The organism is Micromonospora sp. RTP1Z1, from assembly GCF_033804685.1.
In the GTDB taxonomy this organism is placed as follows: Bacteria; Actinomycetota; Actinomycetes; order Mycobacteriales; family Micromonosporaceae; genus Micromonospora.
The window spans coordinates 1-25,833 of the sequence record NZ_JAPFQV010000083.1; the positions used below are offsets into that span (position 1 = coordinate 1).

27 protein-coding genes and 1 pseudogene are annotated in these 25,833 nt (G+C 74.6%); 13 read left to right on the forward strand and 15 right to left on the reverse strand.

The window, feature by feature from the left end; genetic code table 11:
* Positions 1–536 precede the first annotated feature (536 nt).
* The 3 genes from SLP03_RS28465 to SLP03_RS28475 form a co-directional block, all read right to left on the reverse strand.
* Positions 537–1,982, reverse strand: a complete 1,446-nt coding sequence (locus SLP03_RS28465; RefSeq protein WP_319463729.1) for a serine/threonine-protein kinase — start codon at positions 1,980–1,982, stop codon at positions 537–539.
* A gap of 151 nt (positions 1,983–2,133) precedes the next feature.
* Positions 2,134–3,015 (reverse strand): helix-turn-helix domain-containing protein, encoded by an 882-nt coding sequence (locus SLP03_RS28470; protein ID WP_413644760.1) that lies wholly within the window; start codon positions 3,013–3,015, stop codon positions 2,134–2,136.
* 112 nt (positions 3,016–3,127) lie between these two features.
* Complete coding sequence (locus SLP03_RS28475; protein WP_319463731.1) at positions 3,128–3,391, reverse strand: DUF397 domain-containing protein; 264 nt, start codon at positions 3,389–3,391, stop codon at positions 3,128–3,130.
* Between the two features lie 265 nt (positions 3,392–3,656).
* Here SLP03_RS28475 and SLP03_RS28480 point away from each other — a divergent pair, with 265 nt between their 5' ends.
* The gene (locus tag SLP03_RS28480) at positions 3,657–4,307 is read left to right on the forward strand and encodes a GGDEF domain-containing protein (protein WP_319463732.1); all 651 of its coding nucleotides are present in this window, start codon (positions 3,657–3,659) and stop codon (positions 4,305–4,307) included.
* 8 nt (positions 4,308–4,315) lie between these two features.
* Here the strand turns inward: SLP03_RS28480 and SLP03_RS28485 are convergent, their stop codons facing one another.
* On the reverse strand, positions 4,316–5,329 hold the full coding sequence (locus tag SLP03_RS28485) for an aminoglycoside phosphotransferase family protein (RefSeq protein WP_319463733.1): 1,014 nt from the start codon (positions 5,327–5,329) through the stop codon (positions 4,316–4,318).
* A 51-nt stretch (positions 5,330–5,380) separates the two neighbouring features.
* Complete coding sequence (locus tag SLP03_RS28490) at positions 5,381–5,875, reverse strand: type II toxin-antitoxin system PemK/MazF family toxin (protein ID WP_319463734.1); 495 nt, start codon at positions 5,873–5,875, stop codon at positions 5,381–5,383.
* A gap of 196 nt (positions 5,876–6,071) precedes the next feature.
* On the opposite strand from SLP03_RS28490, the gene SLP03_RS28495 reads away from it, so the two are divergent.
* Entirely contained in the window at positions 6,072–6,494 is a 423-nt protein-coding gene (locus SLP03_RS28495; RefSeq protein ID WP_319463735.1) for an OsmC family protein, read from the forward strand.
* A gap of 10 nt (positions 6,495–6,504) precedes the next feature.
* On the opposite strand, the gene SLP03_RS28500 is transcribed toward SLP03_RS28495, so the two are convergent.
* The gene (locus SLP03_RS28500) at positions 6,505–7,242 is read right to left on the reverse strand and encodes a class I SAM-dependent methyltransferase (protein ID WP_319463736.1); all 738 of its coding nucleotides are present in this window, start codon (positions 7,240–7,242) and stop codon (positions 6,505–6,507) included.
* 54 nt (positions 7,243–7,296) lie between these two features.
* Between SLP03_RS28500 and SLP03_RS28505 the strand changes: the two genes are divergently transcribed.
* Together SLP03_RS28505 and SLP03_RS28510 are read left to right on the forward strand one after the other, a co-directional pair.
* A complete protein-coding gene (locus tag SLP03_RS28505) occupies positions 7,297–7,815 on the forward strand; it encodes an NUDIX hydrolase (protein WP_319463737.1) in 519 nt (172 codons plus the stop codon).
* Between the two features lie 49 nt (positions 7,816–7,864).
* Positions 7,865–9,094, forward strand: a complete 1,230-nt coding sequence (locus tag SLP03_RS28510; RefSeq protein WP_319463738.1) for a hypothetical protein — start codon at positions 7,865–7,867, stop codon at positions 9,092–9,094.
* 17 nt (positions 9,095–9,111) lie between these two features.
* On the opposite strand, the gene SLP03_RS28515 is transcribed toward SLP03_RS28510, so the two are convergent.
* Both SLP03_RS28515 and SLP03_RS28520 read right to left on the reverse strand, forming a co-directional pair.
* Positions 9,112–9,510, reverse strand: a complete 399-nt coding sequence (locus SLP03_RS28515; protein WP_319463739.1) for a DUF2267 domain-containing protein — start codon at positions 9,508–9,510, stop codon at positions 9,112–9,114.
* A gap of 81 nt (positions 9,511–9,591) precedes the next feature.
* The gene (locus SLP03_RS28520; RefSeq protein ID WP_319463740.1) at positions 9,592–10,851 is read right to left on the reverse strand and encodes an MFS transporter; all 1,260 of its coding nucleotides are present in this window, start codon (positions 10,849–10,851) and stop codon (positions 9,592–9,594) included.
* Positions 10,852–10,950: 99 nt separating this feature from the next.
* Here SLP03_RS28520 and SLP03_RS28525 point away from each other — a divergent pair, with 99 nt between their 5' ends.
* Positions 10,951–12,264 (forward strand): PLP-dependent aminotransferase family protein, encoded by a 1,314-nt coding sequence (locus SLP03_RS28525; protein WP_319463741.1) that lies wholly within the window; start codon positions 10,951–10,953, stop codon positions 12,262–12,264.
* 3 nt (positions 12,265–12,267) lie between these two features.
* On the opposite strand, the gene SLP03_RS28530 is transcribed toward SLP03_RS28525, so the two are convergent.
* Together SLP03_RS28530 and SLP03_RS28535 are read right to left on the reverse strand one after the other, a co-directional pair.
* Positions 12,268–12,666: an NUDIX domain-containing protein gene (locus tag SLP03_RS28530; protein ID WP_319463742.1), complete on the reverse strand. Its 399-nt coding sequence runs from the start codon at positions 12,664–12,666 to the stop codon at positions 12,268–12,270.
* Between the two features lie 74 nt (positions 12,667–12,740).
* On the reverse strand, positions 12,741–13,334 hold the full coding sequence (locus tag SLP03_RS28535) for a hypothetical protein (RefSeq protein WP_319463743.1): 594 nt from the start codon (positions 13,332–13,334) through the stop codon (positions 12,741–12,743).
* Positions 13,335–13,443: 109 nt separating this feature from the next.
* Between SLP03_RS28535 and SLP03_RS28540 the strand changes: the two genes are divergently transcribed.
* A complete protein-coding gene (locus SLP03_RS28540; protein ID WP_319463744.1) occupies positions 13,444–15,558 on the forward strand; it encodes a molybdopterin-dependent oxidoreductase in 2,115 nt (704 codons plus the stop codon).
* Positions 15,559–15,734: 176 nt separating this feature from the next.
* Here SLP03_RS28540 and SLP03_RS28545 read toward each other — a convergent pair whose 3' ends face one another.
* On the reverse strand, positions 15,735–17,150 hold the full coding sequence (locus SLP03_RS28545) for an FAD-dependent oxidoreductase (RefSeq protein WP_319463745.1): 1,416 nt from the start codon (positions 17,148–17,150) through the stop codon (positions 15,735–15,737).
* 75 nt (positions 17,151–17,225) lie between these two features.
* The gene (locus SLP03_RS28550) at positions 17,226–17,723 is read right to left on the reverse strand and encodes a GNAT family N-acetyltransferase (protein WP_319463746.1); all 498 of its coding nucleotides are present in this window, start codon (positions 17,721–17,723) and stop codon (positions 17,226–17,228) included.
* Between the two features lie 112 nt (positions 17,724–17,835).
* Between SLP03_RS28550 and SLP03_RS28555 the strand changes: the two genes are divergently transcribed.
* The 5 genes from SLP03_RS28555 (at position 17,836) to SLP03_RS28575 (ending at position 20,582) form a co-directional block, all read left to right on the forward strand.
* On the forward strand, positions 17,836–18,210 hold the full coding sequence (locus SLP03_RS28555) for a metalloregulator ArsR/SmtB family transcription factor (protein ID WP_319463747.1): 375 nt from the start codon (positions 17,836–17,838) through the stop codon (positions 18,208–18,210).
* A 23-nt stretch (positions 18,211–18,233) separates the two neighbouring features.
* Positions 18,234–18,980 carry an MIP/aquaporin family protein gene (locus SLP03_RS28560; RefSeq protein WP_319463748.1) on the forward strand — a complete coding sequence of 249 codons (747 nt, stop codon included), beginning with the start codon at positions 18,234–18,236 and terminating at the stop codon, positions 18,978–18,980.
* A complete protein-coding gene (locus tag SLP03_RS28565; RefSeq protein WP_319463749.1) occupies positions 18,977–19,156 on the forward strand; it encodes a hypothetical protein in 180 nt (59 codons plus the stop codon). The genes SLP03_RS28560 and SLP03_RS28565 overlap by 4 nt, the downstream gene beginning before the upstream one ends.
* Positions 19,156–19,569 (forward strand): arsenate reductase ArsC, encoded by a 414-nt coding sequence (locus tag SLP03_RS28570; RefSeq protein ID WP_319463750.1) that lies wholly within the window; start codon positions 19,156–19,158, stop codon positions 19,567–19,569. The genes SLP03_RS28565 and SLP03_RS28570 overlap by 1 nt, the downstream gene beginning before the upstream one ends.
* A gap of 776 nt (positions 19,570–20,345) precedes the next feature.
* The gene (locus SLP03_RS28575) at positions 20,346–20,582 is read left to right on the forward strand and encodes a GntR family transcriptional regulator (protein WP_319463751.1); all 237 of its coding nucleotides are present in this window, start codon (positions 20,346–20,348) and stop codon (positions 20,580–20,582) included.
* 169 nt (positions 20,583–20,751) lie between these two features.
* On the opposite strand, the gene SLP03_RS28580 is transcribed toward SLP03_RS28575, so the two are convergent.
* From SLP03_RS28580 to SLP03_RS28590, 3 genes are read right to left on the reverse strand one after another with little or no spacing between them, the layout of a single operon-like run.
* Positions 20,752–22,146, reverse strand: coding sequence for an MGH1-like glycoside hydrolase domain-containing protein (locus SLP03_RS28580; protein WP_319463752.1), 1,395 nt, complete (start codon positions 22,144–22,146; stop codon positions 20,752–20,754).
* Positions 22,143–22,961: a sugar phosphate isomerase/epimerase family protein gene (locus SLP03_RS28585; protein WP_319463753.1), complete on the reverse strand. Its 819-nt coding sequence runs from the start codon at positions 22,959–22,961 to the stop codon at positions 22,143–22,145. Before SLP03_RS28585 ends, SLP03_RS28580 begins: the two co-directional genes overlap by 4 nt.
* A complete protein-coding gene (locus SLP03_RS28590) occupies positions 22,962–23,999 on the reverse strand; it encodes a zinc-binding dehydrogenase (RefSeq protein WP_319463754.1) in 1,038 nt (345 codons plus the stop codon).
* A 118-nt stretch (positions 24,000–24,117) separates the two neighbouring features.
* Here SLP03_RS28590 and SLP03_RS28595 point away from each other — a divergent pair, with 118 nt between their 5' ends.
* Positions 24,118–25,512 carry an ABC transporter substrate-binding protein gene (locus tag SLP03_RS28595; protein WP_319463755.1) on the forward strand — a complete coding sequence of 465 codons (1,395 nt, stop codon included), beginning with the start codon at positions 24,118–24,120 and terminating at the stop codon, positions 25,510–25,512.
* Positions 25,509–25,833: pseudogene (locus SLP03_RS28600) on the forward strand (sugar ABC transporter permease); the annotation flags it as partial. The gene SLP03_RS28595 and the pseudogene SLP03_RS28600, both read left to right, overlap by 4 nt.

The window sequence follows — 25,833 nt, forward strand, 5'->3', positions numbered from 1 at the left end:
CAGCAACACCCAGCACGCTCTTACGCAGAATCGAGTTCATCACGAAGCTCCATTCGGGGGTTGGCGTCACCGCCGACGGGGGTCAGCAGGACACAAGCACCGTCAGGCGCCCAAAGTTTCAAGGGGGAAAGTCTCTGCCCGATGTCAACCGCGGGGCGGGGGCCTCTTCACGGCGCCGGGACCATGTGTAACGACCGCCGGCCCGCCATCATTCCGGGGCCCGTCCACCAGCCCATCGAGCGGGCCAGGTACTCGGTCGTACGCGATATGTAACGACCCCCGGCCCCCCACCATTCCGCCGCCAGCATGCCACCGGTCACACCCAGAAACCGGACACCCGGGTGTGCACCTCGCACGGGATGAAGCCCTGCCGTTCACCCGCCCGGGGGCAACCGGACACGGACCCAAGATCCGCACAACCCCGGGAAAGTGTCCCCTCCCCGAGGGCCACACCCCCACCGAGGCCGAGGTGACGCGGTACCCGCACGCCCGGCCCGGTCGGCGTCGGCGACCCGGTACGGCTCGGCTGAGCCGGCTCAGCCCTCGTCGCCGCGGCCACCCCGGAGCTGCGCGTACGCGGCCAGCAGCTCCTGCAGGCGGGCGGCGGTGTCGCTGCCGATTCGCTCGTCGTCCGCCGCCTCGGTGATGCGTTCGCCCAGGTCGGCGATTCGCTTGGCGCGGTCCTTGGGCTTGCCCCGGTCCAGCTCGGCGGCCTTCTCCCGGAGGTCCCTGGCGGTCCTCGGGTCTATCTCGCCCCGGGCCTCCGCCTCGGCGAGCACCTCGGCGAACGCGGCCGCGAGCTGGCGTGGGGTGACCGGCGCCGGCCGGGCGGTGGAGGGCGCGGAGCTGGCCGGCTCGGGTGGGCTGGACGACTCCGCGGTGGCTTCCTGGACCGGGGACCCGGTGGTCCGGTCGGCGGCCGGCGGGCTCCCCGACCGGTCACCGAGCGCGAGCATGCCGACCAGCCCGAGCAGCAGCGCGACACCGGCGGCGACCAGCACGCCGAGCAGCCGGTTCGACCGGGCCGGCGGCCGTTGCGGCACCGCCGGTGGCACCGGGCGGACGGCGGCGGGCGCCCGCTCGATCAGGGTCGGCGGGTGCTCGGGCCGGCTCACCATGGGCAGGATCGCGGTCGGCGGGTCGGCCGGCTGGCCGGTGCCGAGCCGGGTGGCGAGCTGGAGGGCGGTGGGCCGGCGGGCCGGGTCCGGCGACAGGCAGGCCAGGGTGAGTTCGGCGATGTCGGCCGGCAGCCCGGGGACGCGCAGCGGCGGGACCGGGGTGTGTCGGGCCTGCACGTCGAGCACGTCCTCCCAGGTCTGCACGGGCAGCGGGGCCCGCCCGGTGAGGGTGCGGTAGAGCAGCGCGCCGAGGGCGTAGACGTCGCTGGCCGGGTTGGCCGGGCCGGGCGTCATCCGCTCGGGGGCGAAGTAGGCGGGGGTGCCCATCATCAGCTCGCCAGTCTGGCCGGCGAGGGGGTGGCGCGGCCCGGCCAGCGTGGCGATGCCGAAGTCGAGCACCTTGGCGCCGGTCTCGGTGAGCATCACGTTGCCGGGCTTGACGTCCCGGTGCACCACGCCGATCCGGTGCGCGGCCGCGAGGGCGGCGGCGACCTGACCGGCCACCCGGACGGCTTCCGGCCAGGCGAGCGGGCCGGCGGCCAGCCGGTCGGCCAGGTTGCGCCCCTCCACCAGCTCCATCACCAGGTACGGCACCACCGACCCGTCGGGCAGGGTCGCCTCGCCGTAGTCGTACACCTGGGTGACGTTCGGGTGGGTGAGCCGGGCCGCGGCCCGGGCCTCGCGCTGGATGGTGGCGCGCAGCTGCGGGTCGGCGGCGAGCTGCGTCGCGAGGGCCTTGACCGCGACGGGGCGGTGCAGCACCTCGTCGTCGGCGCGCCACACCTCGGACATCCCGCCGAGGCCGATGCGCTCGCGCAGGACGTACCGATCGTGCAGCCGCAGCGTGGGCGTGAACGGCGACATGGTGCCCTAGTCTGCCTGCCCACCGCCACCGCCCCCAACCCGGTGCCCGGTTCGGCACCGGGTGGCCCACGATGGGGTGATCCGGGGGTCGCGCGGGTGACCCCGGCCACGCGGCCGGTGGTCGACGGCGGGCCCGGTGACCCGGGAACGGTCAGCGCGGGTACAGCTCGTCGGCGATGCGGCCGAGCAGCTCGGGGGTCCGCTCCGGCGGCGCGGCCTCCACGCAGAGCCGCTCCATGGCCTGCGCGTAGTAGTCGAGGTCGTCGCGCTTGTCGAGGTAGATCGCGCTGGTGAGCTGCTCGATGTAGACGATGTCCGGGAGGTCCTGGTCGCCGAAGCGCAGGATGGTGAAGGCGCCGCCGGCGGCGGCGTGCCCACCGGCGGCGAACGGCACGATCTGGAGCCGGACGTGCGGCGAGGCCGTCGCCTCGATCAGCGCGTCCAACTGCCCGCGCATCACCTGCGGTCCGCCGATCGGGCGGCGCAGGGCGGCCTCGTCGACGACCGCCCAGAGCTGGGGAGGCCGGGTGCGGCGCAGCAGCTCCTGGCGCTCCATCCGCAGGCTGACCCGCCGGTCGACCTCCTCGGGGGCGGCGCCGCGGTGGCCGAGCAGGATGACCGCGCGGGCGTACTCGGGGGTCTGGAGCAGGCCCGGGACGAACTGCAGCTCGTACGTCCGGATCAGCGCGGCGGCAGCCTCCAGCCCCAGGTAGGACTGGAACCAGGTGGGCAGCACGTCGCCGTACCGGTGCCACCAACCGGGGCTGTTCGCGTCCTGGGCCAGCTTGAGCAGCGCCGCGCGCTCGTCGGTCGCCGAGACGCCGTAGAGGGTGAGCAGGTCGGCGACGTCACGCTCCTTGAAGCCGACCCGGCCGAGCTCCATCCGGCTGATCTTCGACTCGGAGGACCGGATCTCCCAGCCGGCGCCCTCCCGGGTGACGCCGGCACCCTCGCGGAGCCGCCGCAGCTGCGCCCCGAGCAGCATGCGCAGCACGGTCGGACCGGTGGCCGGGCCGTCCTCGCCGGGAACCATCGTCACGTGGCCCCCCTTCGGATGCCGACTGTCGCCGACCGAACGCCCCAGTCCGGCCGACGCGTAAGCATGCCATGGGCCGGGAGTGAGGTGAACTCCTCCGGACGGCCGATCAGTCCCGCCGGCGGGATGGGGGTCCGGCGATGAGGTCGTCGAAGTCCCCGTCCCGGGCACCGAGCACGAAGGCCGTGATCTCGTCCACCGTGTAGATCAGCGCCGGGCCTTCCGGGTGCCGGGAGTTGCGCAGCGCGACGCCGGCGCCGTCCGGGAGTTCGGCCAGCTCGACACAGTTCCCGCTCGGGTTGCTGCGGCGGCTCTTCTGCCAGCGCAGCGGCGGTAGCTGACTGGTGGGTACGCCGTTCTGAGGCTGCTGCATGGGGCGTCTTTCTGTGCCAGAGCCAGCCGATGCCGCGGGAGGAGCGGTGGTGGCGACGGGGTGGTGTGTCGACAGAGGGCGGGGGTGCACGTGCATCTGCTATTGCATCTGCATTGGACAGTGGGCATGATAACGCACGTGCGGTGTACCCATCCGTTCACTTTGGGTTACCTCGCGCCCCGTGCCGACCAGCGAAAACACGGGCACGGGACGGGCAGTGGAGGCGCCGCCCGGGGAGACCGACGGCTGTGGCGAGGGAGGGTTCGTGCCGGATCCGATGACCGTCGCCTCCGGTGTCTCCGCCGCCGGCGCCCTCGTCTCCGTCTGGCAACTGCGTCGCCGGGCACTGCGCGCGGAGGCGGAGATCGGGCTCCTGCAGGCCGAGCTGGCCGCCGAACGGCACGCCGCCAGTCACGACCCGCTGACCGGGCTGCCCAACCGGCGGGCCTTCTACCGGCTCGCCGCCACCCTGCTCACCGACGCCGCCGGTCAGCCGCTGATCGCCGTGGTGCTCGACCTCGACGACTTCAAGCAGGTCAACGACCGGTACGGACACGCCGCCGGCGACCAGGTGCTGATCAGCGTGGCCCAGCGGCTCGCCGCCTTCGCCGGGGACAACCTGGTCGCCCGGCTCGGTGGCGACGAGTTCGCCGGGCTGCTGATGAGCCCGACGGTGGACCGGCGGTGGATCGAGCACGCCACCCGTCGGCTCGGCGAGGCCCTCGCCGCGCCGATCCCCCTCGGCGGCCGCACCGTGCGGGTGACCGCCTCCGTCGGGCTCGCCCCGGTGCACGGGCCGACCCAGCTCGCCGAGGCGCTCTGCCGGGCGGACGCGGCGATGTACCAGGCGAAGAGCGTGGCCGCGGCCCGACCGGCCCGACAACTGGTGGACACCCCGTACCTCGCCGAGCGCTGACCGGTCGATCAGTCCCAGCGGCCCAGGTCGCGCAGCGCCCGGCGGGCCAGGCTGACCAGCCCGACCGGGGACAGCAGCCCGTCCACGATCTTCAGCGCGCGGACCCGCTCGGCCTCCGGCCGGTCGGCGTCGGCCACGTCACGCGCCCAGCTCCCGATGTCGTCCAGCGCCCGCACCCCGAGGTGGTAGGCCAGCCGGACCGGGTCGAGGTCCACCGGTCCGTACCCGGCGAAGAAAGCCGCCTTTTCGGCCGCGGTCACCGGCGCGAACGCCAGCACCCCGCCGACCACGAACATCAGGTCGCGTTCCCGCGGCGCGAGCACCGCGTCGTCCCAGTCGATCAGCCAGACCCGCCCGTCCGGGGCGAGCAGCAGGTTGCCCAGGTGCGGATCGCCGTGGCAGACCACCAGCTCCGCCGGCCGGTCCCGCAACTCCGCGCCGAGCCGGTCCACGCGGTCGAGCAGCGTCGCCACGTCCTTCGCGGCCGACCGCCAGCGGGCCGCCACCTCCCGGGTCCACCGGTCGGCCGAGCCGTCCACGGCCCGTAGCCGGCGGTCCGTCTCCCGGGTCGCCGCGCCCACCGCCGCGTGGGTGTGGTCCTCCCGGGGCAACAGCGCCGCCAGCTCGTCGGTGGGCGCGACGCCGTGGGTCGCGGCCAGCACCTCGCCGTACGTGCGCCAGTGGGCGGCGCTCATCCCGCCGTCGAGCGCCCGGTCGGCGGGAAGCCACGGCACCACCGAGAGCCGTCGTCCCTCGTGGACGCCGCACAGCCCACCGCCCCCGATGGTCAGCGGCGCGGCGATGCCCGGCACGCCCTGCCCGGCGAGGTGGGCCGTGACGAGCAGCCCCGCCTGGGTACCGCCGCCGCTCAGCTTGACCGCCCACTGGCCGCCGTCGGCGGTGGTGGCCCGCCACAGCCGCGCCGCGTCGTCCGCGCCGTACGGCACCAGCTCGGCGGAGACGAGAGCGAGACCGAAATCCTCCGCCAGCCATCCGGCAAGCCGGTCGTCCACGACGGTCACGGCGTCACCCTGCCACTTCTCTCGCCGGGCGGCGAGCGGTTATCCGCCGGGTCAGCGCCAGCCGTAGCCGGCGCGCAGGGCCTGGCCCACCCGGTCGAACCGGGGCCGGTCCAGCACCGCGCCCTCGCGGCGGATGCTGTCCTCGCGCATGGTGAGGACCCGGTCGAGGCGTACCCAGCTCGGGCGGTCGTCGTGGTCCCACGCGCCCGGCCCGAGCGCCAACCAGTGCCGCTGACCGTCCCGCTCGCTCTGGCTGGAGAGCATCAGCCCGAACAGCGTCCGGCTCTGCCGGCCCACCACCAGCACCGGGCGGTCCTTGCCCTGACGGGGGTCGTCCTCGTACGGGACCCAGGTCCAGACGATCTCCCCCGGGTCGGCCTGCCCGTCCAGCTCCGGGGCGTACGCCAGCTGGCGACGCTGCAGCGCGGACACCTGGCGGCGCCGCGCGACCTGCGCCGGGATCGGACCCGGCGTCCGGGTCGGCGTCGCCGTGCCCCCGGTCATCCGGCCGAGCCGCGACGCCACATTCCTCAACAGACCTGCCACGGCCGGCAGCCTATCCTCCGGGCCGAGGGCCCGCGCGCCGCCGCCCGGCGAACTGCGGTGGAGGTCCGGCGGAGGCGTCGCCTTCCGCTGCCGCCCGACGTGGCCCGGTGATCGACGCCAGTTCGGACTGAACCGGCGAGGGCGGACCCCACCGGTGGATGGTTGACTCGGTCTGATCGAAGCGGAGGTGGTCGGGATGACCTTCGAGGTGCGGACGCGCAGCCTGCCCGGCCGGCCGGCGGCGATCGGCTCGGCGGGGGCGTGCACGCTGGTGGTGGACCGCCCGGCGGACGCCGGCGGGGACGGGCACGGGTTCAACGGCGGGCAACTGCTCCACCTGGCCGTCGCCGGCTGCGTCTCCAACGACCTGTTCCGGGAGGCCCGAGCGGCCGGGATCGTGCTGCACCGGGTCGAGGTGACCGTGCACGGCGACTTCGACGGCGACCCGGCGACCTCCACCGGCATCTCCTACGACGTGCTGGTCGACGGGGACGCGCCGCGCGCCCGGCTGCGGGAGCTGGTGGACCGGGTGGACGCGATCGCCGAGATCCCCAACTCGCTGCGCCGCGGCACCGCGGTGCGGCTGCGGCGCGCGCAGCTGGTCGGCGAGCCGGGCTGACCTGCCCCGGTCAGGCCGGGCGGCGGGCCAGGACCAGCGTGGTGCGCAGGTCCAGCACGACGGTCCCACCGAACCCGTCGACCGCCGCGCCGACCGCCGCCAGCACCCGCTCCCGCAGCTCGGGCGGCCGCTTCTGCTGCGGGGAGAACGTGCTGACCAGCGCCTGGTACGCCGCTGCGGACAGCGGCACCGCGCGGCGAAAGACCACCGAACGGACGTCGGTGAAGAGACCACTGCCGGCGACGTCGGCGTGGAACCAGTCGTCGGAACGGTCCCGGTGGGGCGCCGGGTCCACCGACTCGAACGCCGCGTGGATCGCGGCGGCGTGAGCCGGGTCGACGTACGCGTAGCGGTGCGCGAAGACGGCCAGGGTGCCGCCCGGGGTCAGCGCGTCGTACGCCCGGCGGTTGCGGGTCTCCGGGTCCAACCAGTGCCAGGCCATCGCGCAGGCCAGCGCCGGCGCCCCGCCCGGCGGCGGCGTCCACTCCTCGAACGGCGCCACCACCACCTCGACCCCGGGGAACCGGGCCGCCAGCAGCGCGGCCATCCGCGCGTCCGGCTCCACGCAGATCATCGGCGCGCCCAACCCGAGCAGCATCCCGGTGGCCCGGCCCGTCCCGGCGCCCACCTCGACCAGCCGGGCGGGCACCCCGCCGTGGTACCTGCGGATCGCCTCGACGATCTCCGGTGGGTAGCCCGGACGCGCCTCGTCGTAGCTGCCGGCCACCTCACCGAAAAGCTGGGACATGACAGCCATCGTGGCAGGGTGGACACGAAACACGTGACCCTGGGGAGGGAACCCATGACCGACGAACTGCCTCGGGACCTACCGGTCCTGGAACGCCGCGCGGTCCGCGTGGTGGTGCTCGACGCCGAGGAGCGGGTGCTGCTCTTCCACACCCGCGACCCGGACCACCCCCGACTCGGCACCTGGTGGGAGCTGCCGGGCGGCGGCCTCGACCCCGGCGAGACGTACCTCGACGCGGCGGTGCGGGAGCTGCGCGAGGAGACCGGGATCCGGGTGGGGCCGGACCAGGTCGGCGTGCCTCGTTGGCGCCGGCGGGCCAGCTTCATTCACCGGCAGCTGCGGCACGTGCAGGACGAGGTGGTCGTGCCGGTGCGGGTGCCGGGCCGCGGCCCGGCGGTCGACGAGACGGATCGGCTCGACTACGAGGTGGAGGACTACTTCGGCTTCCGCTGGTGGCCGGTCGCCGAGATCGTGGCCAGCCCGGAGCGCTTCTACCCGGGGCGCCTACCGGCGTTGCTCACCCCCTTCCTGGCCGGCGAGGACATCGACGAGCCGTTCGAGCTCTGGTCCTGACGTACCCGGTGGGCGTGCCGAATCGGCCGGCGGTGGGCAGAGTGGAGCCATGACGAGCCTCCAGGAGCCCCTCGCCCGGTACGCCGAACGCCTGCACGCCACCGTCGACCCCGGCCACCACGTCGCCTCCCCGCTCGGCGCGTGGCTGCTGCTGGCGCTCTGCGGACCGGCGGCGACCGGCGCCGAGCGGGACGCCCTGGCGGACGTGCTCGGCATGGACCCCTCGGACGCCGCCGCGACGGCGGCCGCCATGCTGGCCGAGCCGCACCCGCTGGTACCCGCCGCGACCGCCGTCTGGCACCGCGCCGGGTACGACCCGCCCGGGCTCGCCGACTGGTACGCCGGCCTGCCGCCGCGGACCGCGACCGGGCCACTGCCAACGCAGGACGCGCTGGACGCCTGGGCCCGCGAGCACACCCTCGGGCTGATCGACCGGTTCCCGCTGCAGGTCTCGCCGCAGGTGGTGCTGGCCCTGGCGAGCGCCCTGGCCACCCGGATCTCCTGGGCGGAGCCGTTCGACCTGGCCCCCGCCGCCGACCTCGGGTCGGCCAGCCCCTGGGCCGGTTCGCTCACCCGGGTGCTGCGCTCCCCCAAGCGTGGCCACCGGTCCTGGATCGCCACAACCGATCGGGCCGGCGAGGTGATCGTGCACATGTCGACGGCCCAGCCGGCGGCCACGAAGGGTGGCCGGGCGGGGCTCGCCGTGGTGTCGGTGGCGGCCGCCCCCGAGGTGGCGGCCGGTGACGTGCTGGCCGCCGCGTACCGGCTCGGCGCGGCGGCGGTGGCCGGGGCGGAGCCGGGCCGGCGGTCGCTGTTCGACCTGCCGCTGGGCGAAACGGCACTGTGGACGCTGCGGGAGGAGCGGGTGCGCACCCGGGCCCGGGACGGCCGGGAGGAGCGCCACGCGGCGGTGCTGCCCTGCTGGTCGGCGCGGAGCGAGCACGACCTCACCGGATCCCGGCTGGGCTTCCCGGCGGCGGTCAGGGCGGTGGCGGGTGCCGACGCGCAGGCCGAGGCCCGGCAGGCGGCGATGGCCCGGTTCGGCCGGTACGGCTTCGAGGCGGCCGCGGTGACCGGCGCGTTCGCCGTGGCCAGCCTGCCGCCGGAGGGGTGGGCCCGGACCGCCGAGCTGCGCTTCGGTCACCCGTACGCGGTGCTGGCGGTGGCCACGGACGAGCGGCGGGACGGAGTGGGCCTGTGGCACGGGGTGCCGGTCTTCTCCGCGTGGGTCGCCGAGCCGGAGGAGCCGTCCGCCGCCGACCTCGCCGACCCGTCCTGACGGTCCACCCCGCCTCGTCAGCCGCCGTACGGCGGTCGGGGGATCGGGTCGACCATTGCGTCGAAACCCTTCGGCAGCTGGGCCATGAGGTCCTGGAACTCGCCGACGGTGACCGCCTCGCGCAGGGTGGTCAGGACCGCCCGCACCCCCACCTCGGCGACCGCCGGGTCGACCCCGGCCCGGTCAGCCACCCGGTACAGGAACGCGACCGTGCCCGCGGTCGGGCCACCATCGCCGGCCGGGGCGGTGAGGTACGCGCTCAGCTCGTCCGGCAGCTGGGCGGCGAGTTCGTCCGCCTCGCCCCCGGTCACCCGCTCGGCGAGGGTCTGCAGGGTGGCGCGGGAGATCATGGCGGCCTGCCCGGTGGGCAGCTCGGACCGGCGGGACACCGCCTCGACGAATCGGGGAAACTGCACGCCGCCCTCCTGTCGTCGCCGGCCGCGCAGGCCGGAGCCGGTCACGCGGTTACCCCCGGCCGGCGCCGCCAAACGGTCGCCTCACCGCCCGGCGGGCACGGCCCCGACCGGGACCGGCGGCCGGTCCGGCGCGGGAATCTCGACGGTCCGCCAGACCGGCGACCAGCGGACGAGCAGCGCCGCCGCGGCCATGCCCACCGAGGCCGACGCGAGGTACGCCGGCGCGCCCAGCAGACCGGTCAGCGCCCCGCCGAGGGCCGCGCCGAGGGGCATCGTCCCCCAGATGAAGAACCGGCTGGTGGCGGTCATCCGGGGCAGCATCTCGCCGGGCGTGGCCGCCTGCCGCAGGCTGACCGCGTTGACGTTGTAGAGGCCGCTGGCGAAGGCGCTCACCGCCAGCCCCGCACCGATCCAGAGCGGGTGCGGCAGCAGCACCAGCGCCGCGCCGGCCTGGAGCACCGCCGCCGCGGCGATGGCCCGCCCGACGCCGAGGCGCGACCGGGCCCGGCCGGCGACCGCCGCGCCGAGCAGGTACCCGACGTTGGCGCCGGCGATCAGCAGCCCCACCGCGGCGGCGGGCAGGCGCAGCTCACGGACCGCGTACACCAGCAGCATGGCGACGAAGCCGGCGTGCCAGAGGTTGGTCAGGCCGGAGCAGAGGGTCAGCGCCCGTACCACCGGGTCGCGGAGCACGAAGCGCACGCCGCCGGCGGCGTCCCGCCACACGCCGCCCGCGCCGGTGGCCCGCCGCGGCGTCAGCCTGGGCGTACCGGCGAGGAAAAGCGCCGAGGCGACGAAGCTGGCCACGTCGACGAGGAGGGCGACCGGCGCGCCGAGCGCGCCGACCAGGAGGCCGGCGAGGCCGGGTCCGGCGGTCTGCCCGACCGCCCGGGTCGCCTCGAGGCGGGCGTTGGCGTCGGCCAGCCGCCCGGCCGGCACCACCGCCGGCACCGCCGCGAAGTAGGCCACGTCGAAGAGCACCGTGGCGCAGCCGGCCAGCAGCGCCACCGCGACGAGCTGGGCGAGGGTGAGCAGCCCGGCCGCCCAGGCCAGCGGCACGCTGGCCAGCAGCAGGGCCCGGGCCAGGTCGGCGCCGACCAGCAAGGCGCGGCGTGGCAGCCGGTCGACGATCGCGCCGGCCGGGATGCCGAGCAGCAGGTACGGCAGGGTCGTGGCGGCGGTCAGCGCGGCGACCCCGGTCGTCCCGACGCCGAGCGCGGTCAGCGCCGCCAGCGGCAGCGCCAGCGTGGTGACGTGGGTGCCAAGAGTGCTCACCGCGTCGGAGAGCCAGAGCCGACGGAAGGTGGCGTGCCGCCACAGGGCGGCGGAGGTGACGGTCATGGGGGCAGCGTCGACGACGTACCCGGGAAAGCCGGCGGCCCAGATTGTCACGGTGACAATCGGACGTCGGCCGGCCCGCACGGCGACTAGATTGTCACGGTGACAATCTGGGAGCCCGCTGGGCCGTCCGGGGCCGGGCCCCGCTACCTCGCGCTCGCCGACGCCATCGGCGCGGACATCGCCGCCGGCCGGCTCACCGCCGGCGACCGGCTGCCGGCGCAGCGGGAGCTGGCCCGGCGGCTCGGCGTCACCATCGCCACCGTCGGCCGCGCCTACCAGGTCGCCGCGCGGCGCGGGCTGCTCACCGGCGAGGTCGGCCGGGGCACCTTCGTCACCCCGGCCACCGCCGCCACCGCGCCCACCACCGCGCCGGTGCTCGATGTCGCCGCTGTACATCCGCCCGGGCACGGGCCGGTGCACCGGGCGGTCGCGCCGATCCTGCACCGGATCGCCGCCGACCCGCTGGCCGTCGGCGGGGAGGACGCCGACGCGGTCCGGCACCGCGTCGCCGGCGCCCGGTGGATGGCCCACGGCGGCTGGCACCCCGCGCCCGACCAGGTCGAGGTGACCGCCGGCGGCCAGCACGGACTCGCCGCCGCGCTGGCCGCGCTCGCCCAGCCCCGGCACGTGCTGGTCACCACCGAGCTGACCAACCCGGGCCTGCTCGCCGCCGCCCGGCTGCTCCGGATCGAGCTGGCCACCGTGCCGAGCGACGCGGCCGGGCCCCGCCCGGACGCCATCGACCGGCTCTGCGCTCGACGCCGGGTGGCCGCGCTGCACCTGCATCCCACCCTGCACAACCCGACCGGACTCACCATGCCGGCCGAGCGCCGCCGGGAGATCGCCGCCGTCGCCGCCGGCCACGACCTGACCGTGATCGAGGAGGATCCGTTCGGCGCGCTGCTGCCCGACCGACCGCCGCCGGTCGCCGCCTGGCACCCCCGCACGGTCCACCTCACCGGCATCACCAAGACCCTCGCCCCGGGCCTGCGGATCGGCTACCGGTACGCCCCGCCGGCGCTCGCCGAGCCGCTGCGCGCGGCCGCCCGGGCACTCGCCTGGGCACCCGCACCGCTGGTCGCCGAGGTGGCCACCCAGCTCGTGCTGGGCGGGGCGGCGCACCAGCTCGCCGCCGTCCGCGCCGCCGAGCTGGCCGAACGCGCCGCGCTGGCTCGGGAGCTGCTCGGCGACCGGGTGGCTGCCACCGGGCCGGCGCCCTTCGCCTGGGTACGCCTGGGGCCGGACGCGGACGCCGCGATCGCGCTCGCCCGCCGCCGGGGCGTCGCGGTCGCCGGCGCCGACGAGTTCGCCGCCCGGCGCGGGGCCGCGGCCGGCCTGCGGGTCAGCCTCAGCGCCGACGACCCGACGGTACGCGCGGCGCTGCGCGCCCTCGCCCGGCTGCTGCCGGGCTGACAGTCAGCGGAGCATGCCCTCGGCCCGGAGCCGGTCGAAGATGAGCTGGTCCACCGGGGAGACCCGGTACCGGTCGGCGTAACCGAGCCAGGCCAGCTCCTCAATCTCGCTCTCCGGGTGCAGCTCGCCCCGGTAGTCGGCGGCGTAGCAGGTCATCCGCACCAGCGTGCCGGCCGCGTGCCCGTGCGCCTGCGCGGTGAAGGTGCCGACGTGGACGGCCGACTCCCGCAGCACCGCGACGCCCAGCTCCTCGGTGATCTCCCGGACCAGGGTGTCCAGGTCGGTCTCGCCGGCCTCCCGCTTGCCGCCGGGCAGGTACCAGACGTGCCTGCCCCGAGAGCGGGTGCTGAGGATGCGGCCGTCCTCGATCCGGATCCAGGCGACCTTGTCGATCTCGGGCACGGCCCTCCCTCGGGTTCGACTGCGGCGCCCGGCTCCAGCTGCCGGGCGTGCCGCCGGAGCGGCCGACGGCCGGGTCAGCCGCCGATGGGCGCGCCGCGCCACTGCCAGCGGTCCCGGTGCGGACGGCCGGGCAGCTCGACCCGCCCGGCGCACCAGCGCAGGGCGGCCCACGGGTCGACGTCCGCCAGCCCGGCCGCCACGTCGGGGAAGAGGCGGGCGACCACCCGGGCGCAGAGCGGGCGCGACGGATCGAGGGCCACGCCCAGCCCCCGGGCGATGTCCTCGCCGTGCAGCAGCGTCTCCACGCAGCCCATCGCGGCGAACCCCTCCGGATCAGCACGACCACTCGGGTGGAAGGCCCGGACGTTCGACGGGGTGGCCCGGACCACCAGGGCGAGGAGCCGGCCGGCGGCGTCGGAGAACTCCAGCACCTCGCCGGCCGAGGCGTCCCGGTCGGCGACGGCGGCGAAGCGGGCGTACCGGCCGTCGGGGCGGGCCACCAACTGCGCCGCGTACGACAGCAGGGTGTCGCCCAGATGCTCGGCGGTGTGCCAGCAGTCCCACTCCAGCGGGCCTGCCGGCAGCGACCAGTCCGCACCGGTGGCCGGGCCGAGCGCGGCGTCCAGGGTGGACACCGCGGCGTCGAGGTCGTCGGCGGTGACCGTCAAGGTGTCCTCCCCGGGGATCGATGTCCGGTCCCATCCTGCCGCAGCCGGCCCGGCACCGCCGTCCCCGGCGTGCCGTCCGACGCGCCGCCGGGTCGGTAGCATCCGTGTCATGTCCCGCGCCACCCATCCCGGCGCCTGCCCGCTGGACTGCCCAGACGCCTGCATGTGGCAGGTCACGGTCGAGGACGGCCGGGCGGTCGCACTGCGCGGCGACCGCGACCACCCGTTCACCCGGGGTGCGCTCTGCGGCAAGGTCAACCGCTACCTGGACGCGGTCAACGGGCCCGACCGGCTGATCCACCCGCTGGTGCGGACCGGGCCGAAGGGGGTGGGGCCGGTCTCCTACCGGCCGGCCAGCTGGGACGAGGCGATCGGCCGGGTGGCGGCCGGGCTGCGAGCCAGCATCGACCGGGACGGCCCGGAGGCGATCCTGCCGTACTACTTCGCCGGCACGATGGGCCTGGTCCAGGGCTGGACGATGGGTCCACGCCTCTTCGCGCACCTCGGCGCGTCCCGGCTGGAGACCACCATCTGCACCGCCGCCGCCCGGGCTGCGCTGCGCTCCATGTACGGCGGCTCGGTCGGCTTCGAGCCGGAGTCCATCGTGGACGCCAAGCTGATCGTGCTGTGGGGCGCCAACCTGCTGTCGACGAACCTGCACCAGTGGCCGTTCATCCAGGAAGCTCGGCAGCGGGGCGCGTACGTCGTCACCATCGACCCGCTACGCACCGACACCGCGGCCCGGAGCGACGAGCACGTCGCCCCGCTGCCCGGCACGGACGCCGCGCTGGCGCTCGGGCTGATGCGGCACGTGCTCGACGCGGGCTCGGCCGACCGGGCGTGGCTGTCGGCGCACACCGTCGGCTGGCCGGAGCTGGCGTCCCGACTCGGCGAGTGGCCGGTGGACCGGGCCGCGACGGAGTGCGGCCTGCCCGTCGAGGTGGTACGCCGGCTGGGCGACCGCATCGCGACCACCCGGCCCACCGCGATCCGGGTCGGTCTGGGCCTGCAGCGGCACCACGGCGCCGGTCAGGCGATCCGGGCGATCTGCGCGCTGCCACTGGTCACCGGCGACTTCCGGTACCCAGGGGGCGGGGCGCTCTGCATGACGGGCGGGCACCACCCGATCAACGAGGAGGCGGTGGTCCGGCCACCCGACATGCCGGCGCCGCCGGCCCGGTCGGTCAACATGAGCCGGCTCGCGACCGCGCTCACCGACGAGGCGGACCCGCCGGTGACGTCGCTGGTCGTGTTCAACACCAACCCGGCCGCCACCGCACCCGACCAGACCCGGGTGCACGCGGGCCTGCGCCGCGCCGACCTGTTCACCGTCGTGCTGGAGCAGCGCTGGACGGACACCTGCGACTTCGCCGACCTCGTCCTGCCGGCCACCATGCAGCCCGAACACCTCGACCTGCACACCTCCTACGGGCACCACTACACGACGCTCAACCTGCCGGTGACCCGGGCGCCCGGCGAGGCGCTGCCGAACACCGAGATCTTCCGGCGGATCGCCGCCGCGCTGGGTCTCGGCCACCCCCGGCTCCGGGACAGCGACGAGGAGCTGGCCCGGCAGTTGCTCCGCGACGCGCCGGTCAGCTTCGAGGAGCTGCGCGAGCGGACCTACGCACGGACCACCGGCGTCGCCGTCGGCTCGGCCCCGTACGCCGAGGGCGGCTTCCCCACCCCGGACGGCCGGGCCCGGCTGCTCGACCCCGGGCTCGCCCGGCAGGGGGTGGACCCGCTGGTCGGGTACACCCCACCGGTAGAGGCCGCCGACCCGGAACTGGCCCGGCGCTTCCCGCTGGTGCTGGTCGCCCCGGCGGGCCGTTTCTTCATGAACTCCACCTTCGCCTCGCTCCCCTGGCACGCCGGGCGGATGGGACCGCCCCGGGTGCACCTGCACCCCGACGACGCGGCGGCCCGGGGCCTGACCGACGGCGAGGCGGTGCGGGTGCACAACGACCGGGGCGCGTTCCTGGCGGCGGTCGCCGTGGACGACGCGACCCGGCCCGGGCTCGCGTTCACGTACAAGGCGTACTGGGCGCGACTGAGTCCGGGCCGGGCCACCGTCAACGCGGTGACCGCCGTACGCGACACCGACCTGGGCGGCGGCCCGACGTTCCACGACACCCGCGTCGAGGTCGAGCCGGTGCCGGCGGCGCTGCTGGCGGTCGAGACGGCGCCGGAGCCGGACAGGGAAACCGCCGGCCCGCGCGGATGAGCATGCCGACGGCGGCGACCGCACAACAGCCGGCGACCACGGTGAGCGAACGCTTGCCGGCGACCGCCATGAGCGGACGATAGTCGCTCGTGGCGTGCACGACGGCCGCCGCGCCCGGCGGCGCGGTGTCCCGGACGACGATGACCAGGGCGACCGGCCGGCGACGTACACGCCGTTCAGCTGCCGCAGCAGCCACCGGTCTGACCACCGACAGAGGTGGCGTCGAGGGTGACCAGACTCAGCGGCGGGGATAGCAGACCACCGGAGCTGCCGACGGCCAGCCCCTTACCGACCGAGCCGGCGGCGGCGGGTCCGCAGCAGCTGTCGCCGGTGGCGGAGTCGGCCAGTTTGCTGTTGCACACGCCCGTCTCGGGCAGATCGAGCTGCACGTCGCGCGCGGCGTCCCAGTCGCCGGCGAGGGCGGCGGCGACGGAGCGGACCTGCTCGTAGCCGGTGGCCATGAGGAACGTCGGTGCGCGGCCGTAGCTCTTCATGCCGACGGCGTAGTAGCCGGGCTCGGGGTGGGCGAGCTGGTCCACCCCGTGCGAGGGCACGGTGCCGCAGGAGTGCTCGTTCGGGTCGATCAGCGGGGCCAGGGCGCGGGTCGCTCCCATCACCGGGTCGAGGTCCAGCCGCAGCTCGGCGGCGATGGAGTGGTCCGGCCGGAAGCCGGTCGCCGCGACGATCCGGTCCACGGTGACCGCCTCCTCGCTGCCGTCGGCGTGCCGCACGACCACCGCGACCCGGTCCCCGGCCGGGGTGAGGGCGTACACGGAGAAGCCGGTGAGCAGCCGGATCCGGCCGTCGTCGACGTGCTCGCGCAGCCGGGAGCCGAGCGCGCCGCGGGCGGGCAGGGCGTCGGCGTGGCCGCCGCCGTACGTGCGGGTCGGGCTCGCCGAGCGGATCGCCCAGGTCACCTCGGTGCCGGATGCGGCGGCGGCCAGCTCCGCCAGGGAGAGCAGCGTGTTCGCCGCGGAGTGACCGGCCCCGACGACCAGGGTGTGCCGGCCGGCGAACCGGTCCCGGTCCGCGCCGAGCACGTCGGGCAGCGCGTGCTCCAGGTACGCCGCGGCGGCCCGCTCGCCCCGGGCGGGGAGGCCGGAGGCGCCGAGGACGTTCGGGGTGCCCCAGGTGCCGGAGGCGTCGATGACCGCGCGGGCCAGCAGCTCGTCGCCGTCGGCGAGGCGGATCAGGAACGGGGTGGCGTCGCGCCCGGCGGTGCGCAGCCGGTCCAGGCCGAGCCGGCTGATCGCCTCGACTCGGGCGCCGTAGCGCACGTGCGGCTTGAGCTGCGGCAGCGCGGCGAGAGGCTGGAGGTAGCCGGCGGCGAGTTCGGCGCCGGTGGGGAGGGCGCCGGGATCGGGGGCGACCCAGCCGGCCTCGTCGAGCAGCCGTCGGGCGGCGGCGTCGACGTCGTACCGCCACGGGGAGAAGACCCCCACGTGCCCCCACTGCCGTACGGCGGCGCCGGGGGTGTCGCCGGCCTCCAGGACGGTGAAGGGCAGGCCGCGCTCGTACAGGTGCGCGGCGGCGGCGAGGCCGACCGGACCCGCGCCGATCACCACGACGGGCAGCTCGTCCAGAGCGCTCATCAGGAAACTCCTCTGAGTAGAGATTTGTCGAATCAAGAGGGCGGACGCCGGTGCTCAGCACCGGGACCGCAATGGTCAGGTGAGGACGGGGCTGCGGCGCTCCAGCAGGACGACGTCGCGCCACCGGCCGTGGTGGCGGCCGACCCGTTCGCGGGTGCCGATGACCCGGAAGCCGGCCCGCTGGTGCAGGGCCAGGCTGGCGGTGTTCTCCGGGAAGACGCCGGACTGGATGGTCCAGATGCCGGCCGCCTCGGTGGAGGCGATAAGGGCGTCGAGCAGCAGCCGGGCGACGCCCCGGCCCTGGGCGGCGGGGTCGACGTAGACGGAGTGCTCCACCACGCCCGCGTAGACCGGGCGGGCCGAGGTCGGTGAGACGGCGACCCACCCGAGGATGCGGTCGTCGGCGTCGACGGCCACGAAGCGGTGGGCAGGCAGCTTGCCGGCGTCGAACGCGGCCCAGGTGGGTGCGGTGGTCTCGAAGCTGGCGTGGCCCCCATCCAGGCCGGCCTGGTAGATCGTCAGGACCCGCTCGGCGTCGGCCGGGGACATCGGGCGGACGGTGATGTCGACCATCAGCAGGTTCCCTCCGAGCTGGAGGCGAGGCGACCCCTCCGCGAGGACGCTGCCTTGACGCCTGTCGAATCAGACACTTGCACACTGATTAGAAGAGTGTCAACCTAGAGCCATGTCGAATCAGCCGCCCCTCACCGTCGTCGACCTGAACGGCGACGCCCCGTGCTGCGCGCCGCTGGTGCAGCGCCGGGTGCCGGCCGAGACCGCCGCGGTGCTCGCCCCCGCGTTCAAGGCGCTCGGCGACCCGGTGCGGCTGCAGCTGATGTCGATGATCGCCTCCGCCGAGGGCGGGGAGGTCTGCGTCTGCGACCTGACCCCGGCTTTCGACCTGACCGGGCCGACCATCTCGCACCACCTGAAGACCCTGCGCGAAGCCGGCCTGGTCGACGCAGAGCGCCGCGGCACCTGGGTGTACTACCGGGTCCGGCCGGCCATCCTGCGCCAACTCGCCGCGCTGCTCACCGTGGAGCCGGCCGCCGCTCGGTAAGCCGTAAGCCAGAAAAGAGACTGATGACCATCACACTCCGGCGGCGCCTGCTGGCCGAGTTCACCGGCACCGCCCTACTGGTCACCGCCGTGGTCGGCTCCGGCGTCATGGCCAGCACCCTCTCCCCCGACGACGTCGGCCTCCAACTGCTGGAGAACTCGACCGCGACCGCGTTCGCTCTCGGCACGCTGATCCTGATCTTCGGCCCGGTCTCCGGCGCCCACTTCAACCCGGTGGTCTCCGCCGCCGACTGGTTCCTCAGCCGCCGCGCCGGCACGGGCCCGACCGGCCGGGACCTCGGCGGTTACGTCGCGGCCCAGGTCGCCGGCGCGATCGGCGGGTCGATCCTGGCCAACCTGATGTTCGACCTGGCCGCGGTCGACTTCTCCACCAAGGACCGCGCCGCCGGGCACCTCTGGCTCGGCGAGGTCGTCGCCACCGCCGGCCTGATCCTACTGATCTTCGCGCTTGCCCGCTCCGGTCGCGCCCCGGTCGCCCCGGCCGCCGTCGGCGCCTACATCGGCGCGGCTTACTGGTTCACCTCGTCGACCTCGTTCGCCAACCCGGCGGTGACGATCGGCCGGGCGTTCACCGACACGTTCGCCGGCATCGCGCCCGCCTCGGTGCCCGGCTTCGTCGTCGCGCAGCTCGTCGGCCTCACCGTGGGCATCGGTCTCCTGGCCGCGCTCTACCCCGACGCCGGGGAGGCAGCCGACCAGGTGGTCGTGCCGACCGACGAGCGCGGCCCGGCGCTCGACCACGGGGCATGAGCACCAACCCGGAGCACCGGGACGGGTCGTATGCCGCCCTGCTCAATCCGCCGCGTCCCGCCGGCCGCTACCGGCTGCTCGACCGCAACAGCGACCCCCGCTGGTCCCTGCCCACGGCCCACTCGGAGGCGCCGGTGAACCGGCCCTGCGACCCGTACTGCCAGAAAGGCTCCTGATGTCCGACAAGCCCAGCGTCCTGTTCGTCTGCGTGCACAACGCCGGCCGCTCGCAGATGGCCGCCGGCTGGCTGCGCCACCTCGCCAGCGACGCCGTCGAGGTCCGCTCCGCCGGCTCCGCCCCGGCGGAGACGGTCAACCCCGCCGCCGTGGAGGCCATGCGGGAAGTCGGCATCGACATCACCGACCAGACCCCCAAGCTCCTCGAGTACGAGACGGCGGAGTCCTCGGACGTCATCGTGACCATGGGTTGTGGCGACGCCTGCCCCGTCTTCCCGGGCAAGCGGTACGAGGACTGGAAGCTCGAAGACCCCGCCGGCAAGGGCGTCGAGGCCGTCCGCCCGATCCGCGACGAGATCCGCACCCGGGTGGAGCAGCTCCTCGCCGAGCTGCCAGCCAGATCAGGGCGGTGAGGACGCCGACCGCCGCACCGCCTGACCTCCTCACCGCCGCCCGCCCGCCGACCACCGTCGGCGGGCGGCTGCACCCTGAGCAGGAGCCCCTCGTGTCCGACCCACACCGCACGTCGTACACCGACAGGTCCGGTCCGGGGCGACGCTCTGCGGCTCCCTCCGGACGCCCCTCCTTGATCAAGCAACGCGACTCTAATGATTCCGGAGACAGAGTTCCCTTACTGCGCTCGACGGAGGCGGTACCGCTCCAACCGATCGGCGCGGTAGCGGTCGAGGGTGAACGCGGCGTCATCGAGCCGGGGACATCCGGAGTCGTTGCACTTTGCGCACAGGTTCCGCTCGTGGAACTCGATGCAGTACGAGGCGAGGACGACGGCGAAGGGGACTCGCGTCAGCAACTCCTCCCCCATCACTCGGCCCGACCCCGAGAGCGGTACTGCTGGCCCAGGGTGAGGAGCGGGGCCCGTTGGTACTCCATAGTCGGCTCGATTGCCCAGTAATGCGGACGGCCGGTGTTGCGGCGGGCCTGGACCTCGGAGACGGCCTGCGGACCGGAGGCTCCGGAACGGTTCGGGTAGGCGGTCGCAGAGCCGGTCCGGTCGACCGGTCGCGGACGGCGGTTGAACGGCCAGAGCCTCATGAGATCCCCCTCCTGGTTGGGAGTTTGCGGACGCCTCCCGAGGGTAGTCCAGCTCGTCCTACTCGTACAGCACGTTCTAGACGTGCAGCACGTACCCTACGATCTGCTCAGGCTGCGCGTCCATAAGGTCCGGCTCATGGTTGACGAGATGTCCCCGGTGGCGCTCTACATCCAGCTCGCAGACCTCCTCGCCAAGCAGATCGAGGACGGGAAGCTCAAGCCGCGCCAGCCAGTCCCGAGCGAGACCCACCTACAGCAGGAGTACGGCGTCAGTCGAGGAACGGTCCGGGAGGCTGTCCGTCTGCTTCGGGAGCGCGGTCTGGTCGTGACGCTGCCGGCTCGCGGTTCTTACGTCGCCGAGCGGAAGCCGTAAGCCCTACCTGCCCCGGACTGCCGGCGAGAGCGGGCAGGCCATTGGTGCATGCCTAGCGGCTGAACCGCCGCTGCGAGCCGATGGCTTCCCTGCGGGCCGGCGCCACCACCCCGGCCGGGATCGCCTGAGGCGCCTGCCCGCCGGCGCGCCTCGGGGCGACGCCGGCGACTCAGCCCTCGGCGAGGGCGTCGAGCACCAGGGACGCGGTCCAGCTGAACGCCGGGGAGCCGAGCCCGGCGCCGGTGTCCGGGTGGAAGTACTCGTGACAGCCGCTGCTCGCGACCAGCGTCAGCATCGACTCCCGCAGCCCGGCGGCCAGGTCGTGACGGTGGTGGCTGAGCAGCCCCCGCCAGAGCAGCCAGCTGGTGTTCAGCCAGCTCGGGCCGCGCCAGTAGCGCAGCGGCTCGAAGTCCGGCGCGGTGCGGTCGTACGTGGGCAGCGGACGGTCCATCCGGGACGCCAGGCCGAACCGGGGCGAGCACGCCTCGGTCAGCACCGCCCGCACCTGCCGGGCCGGCAGGTCCGGCAGGATCAGCGGCATCAGCCCGAGCACCGTCCGCGCCGGGATCAGCCGGTCGGTGCGCAGGTCGCGCGGGTGGAAGGTGCCGGTGGCCGGGTCGTACAGCCGGTCCACCAGGGTCGCGGTGATCCGGGCCGCCCGGTCCCGGTGCGGGCCCGGGTCGGCGCCGACCACCGACGCGATCCGGGCCAGCGCGTGCTCGGCCACCCCGAGTGCCGCGTTGAGCAGCGGACACTCGACCAGGAAGGGGTGCCGGCCGGCCAGCCCGTCGTCGCCGTAGCGGCCCTCCCGGTAGGAGGCGACGATCGCGACGAAGCGCGCGTAGTCCAGGTCCGTGGGGCGGTGCGCGGCGTCGGCGTGCGCGGTGTCGTGCCGCCGGTACGCCCGCATGACGGCGGCGTCGGCGGGCACCGCGGCCATCGGGGCGTCCCAGGCCGGGCTGTTGTCCAGACCGGACTCCCACGGGTGCACGAGGCAGGCCAGCCCGGCGCCGCCCACGTCGCGCCGGCCGGTCAGGTACCGCTGCTGGGCGACCAGCCGCGGGTAGAGCCAGCGCAGCGCCCGCACCGAGGCCTCCGACGGGGCCCGGCGGTGCGTGAGCCAGGCCGCCGGGGCGTGCACCGGCGGCTGGACGATCCCGGAGGTGGCGGCGGCCGGGGCGCCGTCGGCGCGGGCGGAGTCCCAGAAGTCCGGCCCCGGGAAGTACGACCCGACCCGTAGCGCCGGGTTGAACACGATGTGCGGCACCCGCCCGTCGGCCCACTGGGCGGCGAAGAGCGTCCGCAGCTCCCGCCAGGCGCGGTCGGGGCGGACGTGGGCCAGCCCGACGGCGATGAACGCCGAATCCCAGCTCCACTGGTGCGGGTAGAGGGTGCGCGACGGCACGGTGTGGTCGTGCTCCCAGTTGCCGTCGAGAGTGGTGACGGCCAGCCGACGCAGCTCGGCCGCCCACTCCGTGCCGGCCCGCCGACGTGGCGGGTCGCCGTCCGGGCCACGTGTCGCGGCGCCCAGCCCGGCGGGCCCGCCGGCCGGTCCGGCGCTCATGCCGCCGCCTGCCACGGCCGTGCGTGCGTGAGCACCGTCGCGGCCTGCCGGAGGGCGGCGAGGGGCTCGCCGCGCAGCCGGCACTCCAGCGCCAGCCACCCCCGGTAGTCGATGTCCCGCAGGGTGCCCAGCAGCGCCGGCCAGTCCAGGTGCCCGGTCCCGGGCTGGTACCGGTTGGAGTCGCTGACCTGCACGTGCCCGAGGTAGGGCGCGGCGGCGCGCAGCGCGGCGGGGACGTCGTCCTCCTCGATGTTCATGTGGAAGGTGTCGGCGACCACCCGGACCGAGGGCAGGCCGACGGCCGCGCAGAGAGCGACCGCCTCGTCGAGCCGGTTGACCATGTGGTCCTCGTACCGGTTGAGGGGTTCCAGGAAGAGGGTGACCCCCTCGGCGCGGGCGTGCGCGCCCAACTCGCCGAGGGTGTCGACGAGGACCTGCCGGTCGCCGTCGGGCGAGCGGGGCGGCTCGAAGGGCGGCAGCCGCCGGGAGAACATCCCCCAGGCGGCGGGGGTCATCGCGCCGATCCCGCCGAGCTCGGCGATCACCGAGAGCTGGGAGCGGAGGTTGCGTACCGCGTCCCTTGACCGGTCCGGGTCGAAGTCGCCGATGAAGTGGTCCATCTCGACGCAGACGGTGGGCATGAGCACACCGTCGGCGCGGGCCCGGCGCAGCTCCGGCAGCCGCCGGGCGAACGCGAGGTCACCGCGGCCGCGCAGCTCGATGGCCTGGTAGCCGAGCGTGGTGGCGAGGGCGAACTTTTCGGACAGGCTGGCGCCCGGGAGCAGTTGCTCCTGGCAGGCGAGTGGAATGGCCATTCAAAACCTCAGCACTACTTGGAGGACGTCACCGTCACCGCGGTCGAGTAACGCGAGCGCGTCGGCCACCGCGCCCGCGTCGACGACGTGGCTCACCAGCGGCAGCGGGTCGACGCTGCCCTCGGCCACCAGGTCCATGAAGGTGTGGGCGATCCGGGGCCCGGTCCACCGGCCAGCCGTGCCGGGTGCCGGGGTGGGCCCGGAGATCTGGGCCGCCACCAGCTGGATCCGGTTGTGGTGGAACTCCTCGCCGAGTCCCAGCCCGAGGGCGTACCCCTGGTAGAAGCCGGCGGCCACGACGCGGCCGGCGTGGGTGGTGGCGCGGATCGCCTCGTGCAGCGCCGGGTACGACCCGGACAGCTCCAGGCAGATGTCCGCGCCACGACCGTCGGTGGCTCCGTGGAGCACGGCGGCGGCGGAGTCGACGGCGGCGTCGACGACCCGCCGGGCGCCGAGGCGGGTGGCGAAGTCCAGCCGGGCGGGCACCCGGTCGACCGCGACCACCCGGGCGCCGGAGAGGGCGGCCAGCCGGGTGGCGAGCAGCCCGATCACCCCCTGACCGAAGACGCCCACCCAGTCGCCGAGGTGCAGGTCCCCGGCGAGCACCGCGGTCAGGGCGATCGCGCCGGGACGGGCGAAGACGGCGGTCAGCGGGTCGAGCCCGCTGGCCAGCGGCTGGACCGCGCCGGCCGGCACGACGGCCTCGGCCCGGTGCCCCCAGATCCCCCAGACGACCTGCCCGGGACGCCGGTCGGCGACGTCGGCGGCGACCTCGACGATCTCGCCGACCTCCTCGTAGCCGAAGCCGACGACGGGGTAGGCGGCGGGTGCCTGGCGGGGCACGAACATCCGGGTGGCGTCGTCCCAGTCCTTGCTGAGCCGCGGATTGCTGCCCCGGTAGAGGGTCAGCTCGGTCCCGGCCGAGATGCCGGAGTAGCAGGTGCGGACGCGAACCTGGCCCGGGCCGAGCGGATCAGCGGGGCAGGGCTCCAGGCTGACGCGTCGGGGCCCGGCCAGCGAGACCACCCAGTTGACCATGGCGTCGCTCCGAGGAAAGTGCCGGGCCCAATCTTACCAAATAAATCGGTATATGTGGTTGGATTGATCAATCGAAGGGTATTGAATCCACGTTGTACCCTTCGAGAGGATGCCGCCGATGTCATTACCTCCGACGCGGTTGCTGGCCACCACCCTGATCATGGCATTTACCGGGGTGGGAATGGTTGCCTGCAGCGGCGATGAGCAGAAAAGCGACAGTTCACAAATCACGGTGTGGAGCCTGGAGGACGTGGCCGATCGGGTCACCGCGACCAAGGCGATCATCAACGACTTCACCGCCAAGACCGGCGTCAAGGTCAACCTGGTCACCATCAACGAGGACCAGTTCCCCTCCCTCATCGCCTCAAGCGCCGCCGCCGGCAAGCTCCCCGACGTGGTCGGCTCCGTGTCGCTCGCCGGCATCCAGACCCTGGCCGGCAACGACCTGCTACACAAGTCGGCCAACTCCGAGATCGTCGACAAGCTGGGGCGGGACACCTTCTCCCCCCGGGCGCTGGAGTTGACCTCCGACGGCGGGAAGCAGCTCTCCGTCCCCAGTGACGGGTGGGGCCAGCTCCTCGTCTACCGCAAGGACCTCTTCGACGCCGCCGGCCTGCCCGCCCCCGACACGTACGAGAAGATCGCCGCCGCCGCGGCGAAGCTCAACACCGGTGGCGTCGCCGGCATCACCGCGGCCACCTCCCCCGGCGACGTCTTCACCCAGCAGACCTTCGAGCACCTCGCCCTGGCCAACAACTGTCAGCTCACCGACGACTCCGGCGCCGTCAAGCTCGACTCCCCCGAGTGCGTCGAGGCGTTCCGCTTCTACGGCGACCTGATGCGCAACAACTCGGTCAAGGGCGCGCAGGACGTGGACACCACCCGGGCCACCTACTTCGCCGGTAAGGCGGCGATGCTGATCTGGTCGCCGTTCATCCTCGACGAACTGGCCGGGCTGCGGAACGACGCCAAGCCGACCTGCCCGCAGTGCCAGCAGGACCCGACGTTCCTCGCCAAGAACAGCGGCTTCGTCACCGCGATCAAGGGACCCAACGGCGCCGAACCGGCCCAGTACGGCGAGATCAGCTCGTGGGCGGTGCTCGACGGCGCCGCGGCCGACCCGGCCAAGTCGTTCGTGGAGTACATGCTCGGCGACGGCTACCCGCGCTGGTTCGGCATGTCCCCCGAGGGTCGGTTCCCGGTCCGCAAGGGCACCGCGGACGACAAGGAGAAGTTCCTCACCGCCTGGAACACCAGCCAGGCCGGCGTGGACGCCAAGAAGCCGCTCTCCGCGGTGTACGGCGACGACGTCCTCGCCACCCTGCGCAAGAGCCCGGACACCTTCCAGCGCTGGGGCCTGCCGCAGGGCCAGGGCAAGCTGGTCGGCGCGATCCTCGGTGAGCTACCCGTGCCGAAGGCGCTCGCCGACGTGGTCGGCGGAAAGTCCGACGCCGCCGCGGCCGCCGCGCGGGCGAAGAAGGACGTCGAGGCGATCAAGAAGGGCGTCAATTGACCACCACCGCGCCGGAGGCCGGCCGCTCCCCCGTCCGGGAGCGGCCCGGCCCCCGGCGCCGGCCACTGACCCTGCGCCGCCGCGAGTCCCGCGCCGGGCTCGCGCTGGTCGCCCCGACCCTGCTCGTGGTGCTCGCGGTGATCGGCATCCCGATCGTTTGGACCGTGGTGCTGGCCTTCCAGCGGGTACGCCTGGCCACCCTGCGCAAGACCGGGCTCCTCGGCGAATTCACCATGAGCAACTTCGACCGGGTGCTGCACACCCCAGGGTTCGCCGACACGCTCTGGACCACGCTGCTCTACAGCCTCGGCGGGACCTTCG